Below are 2945 nucleotides of genomic sequence, written 5' to 3'. Positions count from 1 at the left end.
GGATTTTTTGTCGATTTCTTCTGGCCAGTTGACTTTGATTGGCCAAGTAAAGTCTTCTTCTGGCATAAATTCGGCATCCAAATTTTTATCAGAAAACGCCATATAGCTATTTATCCACATCCATTCATCATAACCTAAACTGTTATCGGCCGCCAACAGAAAGTGGTCAATCACTTTAGTGGTATTAGGCTCACATACCACACACTCTAGGCGATAACTTCTAACCATTCCGCCACTCGCAAGAGGAACTGATACCGATGTCATACACCCTTGAACATCTGCCCAATTAAACTCTTTAACGGTTATCTCTTTAGCTCTAAAGGGCGAGCGAGTAAAGGTAGCCCATGATCCTAGATATAAGATGAAATGCTCATAAAGATAGATTTTCCCTGTTCTACGATTTAAGCGTATTGGACAATCTTCTGGCATGAATAAAATTGTTAGGAATATTTGAAGCATAACAAAGCTAATAAAAATCAAAAGAATCCCCAAAAAAACAAATAAAATATCTATTTTTCTTAACTGCATGATATTAATACCATAAAAACTTACAAATACTCCAAATATTGTAAGTAGTAGCGAAAGGAACGATATAAAAATTAGAAAGAAACGGAGAATTATACCAATTCCGTTTGGGGATCTTGAAAACTCACAATAATCATCATTAGCATAGCGTAGTTTTTTATTATTACTTAAATGTAATTGTGTTGTATATATTCCTTTATGCAAATCCTCGCGCCATGCGGAAACTTGCGGTTGATATTTGGATGGCATTATTTATTCCCTAACTTTTTATATTCGGCATCTATTTGTTGATATTCTTCAAGCGAGCTGGCTTTGGATTTTTTGTCGATTTCTTCTGGCCAGTTGACTTTGATTGGCCAAGTAAAGTCTTCTTCTGGCATAAATTCGGCATCCAAATTATTATCAGAAAAAGCCATGTAGCTATTTATCCACATCCATTCATAACCTAAACTGCTACCGGTCGCCAACAGAAAATGGTCAATCACTTTAGTAGTATTAGGCTCACATACCACACACTCTAGGCGATAACTTCTAACCATTCCGCCACTGCCCGTTGGTACCGATACTGAGGTCATACACCCTTGAATATCTGCCCAATTAAATTCTTTAACGGTTATCTCTTTGGCTCTAAAGGGAGAACGAGTGAAAGTTGCCCATGATCCAAAGTACAAAATAAAATGGTCATAAATATAAACTTTACCTGTTTTACGATTTAATCGTATTGGGCAATCTTCAGGAGCATATAATAAATAGAAAAACAATTGAGTAAGAAGGTAAAAAATAAATAATACTAAAACGCAGCTAGGTATAACCAACGCTTTATGCGTGCTAACAGGAATATGTGGAATTACGATATATAATACAAAAACTGATAGCAAAATGAGCATTGATAAACAAATAATAGTTATCCACCGAGCAAAATACCCCCCTCCTAAACGCCGTGAAAATTCACAATAATCATCATTAGCATAACGTAATTTTTTATTATTACTTAAATGTAATTGCGTTGTATAAACCCCTTTATATAAATCCTCGCGCCACGCGGAAACTTGCGGTTGGTACTTTGATGGCATTATTTATTTCCTAACTGTTTATATTCGGCATCTATTTGTTGATATTCTTCAAGCGAGCTGGCTTTGGATTTTTTGTCGATTTCTTCTGGCCAATTGACTTTGATTGGCCAAGTAAAGTCTTCTTCTGGCATAAATTCGGCATCCAAATTATTATCAGAAAAAGCCATATAGCTATTTATCCACATCCATTCGTCATAGGTTAGGCAATTATGAGTAGACAGAATAAAATGATCGGTTACTTTAGTGGTATTAGGTTTGCATATCACACATTCAATACGGTAAGTTCTGACGATACCGCCACTGCCCGTAGGTGCCGAAACTGAACTCATTACTCCTTGAATATCTGCCCAATCAAATTCTTTAACGGTTATCTCTTTGACTCTAAAGGGTGAACGAGTAAAGGTAGACCATGCTCCAAAATACAATAAAAAATGGTCATAAATATAAACCTTACCTGTTTTACGATTGAAACGAATAGGGAAATCTTCAGGAGCAAAAAAAATATTCAAAGCCATTAGAAAGAAGAGATACATACAAAAAAACACTAATAAACAACATGGTATAAATATAAATCTAGTTTCGCTTTTTTCAAAAAAAATAATTGGTATAACAAAGTATAAGACTATTGATGCTAATAAGACAGTTGCAGAAATAATTGTTATCATAAATATACGAAGCAATGGATTCATCCCACTTAAACTCCTTGAAAATTCACAATAATCATCATTAGCATAACGTAATTTTTTATTATTACTTAAATGTAATTGTGTTGTATATATTCCTTTATGCAAATCTTCGCGCCAGCATGACACTTGCGGTTGATATTTGGATGGCATTATTTATTCCCTAACTTTTTATATTCGGCATCTATTTGTTGATACTCTTCAAGCGAGCTGGCCTTGGATTTTTTGTCGATTTCTTCGGACCAATTGATTTTTACTGACCACTCGTATTCATCTGGCATCTGTTCGGTATCGAGGTTTTTATCCGAAAATGCCATAAAACTATTCACCCACATCCACTCATCGTAACTTAAACTGCTATCTATACAAAAAGTAAAGTGGTCAATTACATTGGTGGTATTAGGCTCACATACCACACACTCTATACGGTAAGTTCTGACCATACCACCACCAGAAATCGGTGCCGATACTGAGGTCATTACCCCTTGAATATCTGCCCAATCAAACTCTTTCATTGTTATCTCTTTCACTCTAAATGGTGAACGAGTAAATGTTTTTAATGAACCAAAATATAAAAGAAAATGGTCATAAATATAAACTTTACCGGTTTTACGATTAAAACGGATTGGGCAATCCTCGGGAGCATAGAATAGATAGAAAACAA

The 2945-nt window shown here is 35.1% G+C and carries 4 protein-coding genes; all 4 read right to left on the bottom strand.

All coding sequences use genetic code 11. From position 1 onward, the window contains the following. Window positions 1-774 (bottom strand): DUF6708 domain-containing protein (locus A9G45_RS04940; protein WP_065567821.1); only part of this gene is annotated, 774 nt, incomplete at its 3' end. Further along, entirely contained in the window at window positions 774-1598 is an 825-nt protein-coding gene (locus A9G45_RS04935; protein WP_065567822.1) for a DUF6708 domain-containing protein, read from the bottom strand. The genes A9G45_RS04935 and A9G45_RS04940, both read right to left, overlap by 1 nt. After that, window positions 1598-2434, bottom strand: coding sequence for a DUF6708 domain-containing protein (locus tag A9G45_RS04930; RefSeq protein WP_065567823.1), 837 nt, complete (start codon window positions 2432-2434; stop codon window positions 1598-1600). Before A9G45_RS04930 ends, A9G45_RS04935 begins: the two co-directional genes overlap by 1 nt. Beyond that, on the bottom strand, window positions 2434-2945 hold a 512-nt coding region (locus A9G45_RS14375), incomplete at its 5' end, for a DUF6708 domain-containing protein (RefSeq protein WP_081297826.1). The genes A9G45_RS14375 and A9G45_RS04930, both read right to left, overlap by 1 nt.

Origin of the sequence: Gilliamella sp. HK2 (genome assembly GCF_001690265.1) — a bacterium.
Lineage (GTDB): Bacteria > Pseudomonadota > Gammaproteobacteria > Enterobacterales > Orbaceae > Gilliamella > Gilliamella apicola_C.
Note: the sequence above shows the minus strand (reverse complement) of the source record. Positions and strands in the feature narration are given on the sequence as shown.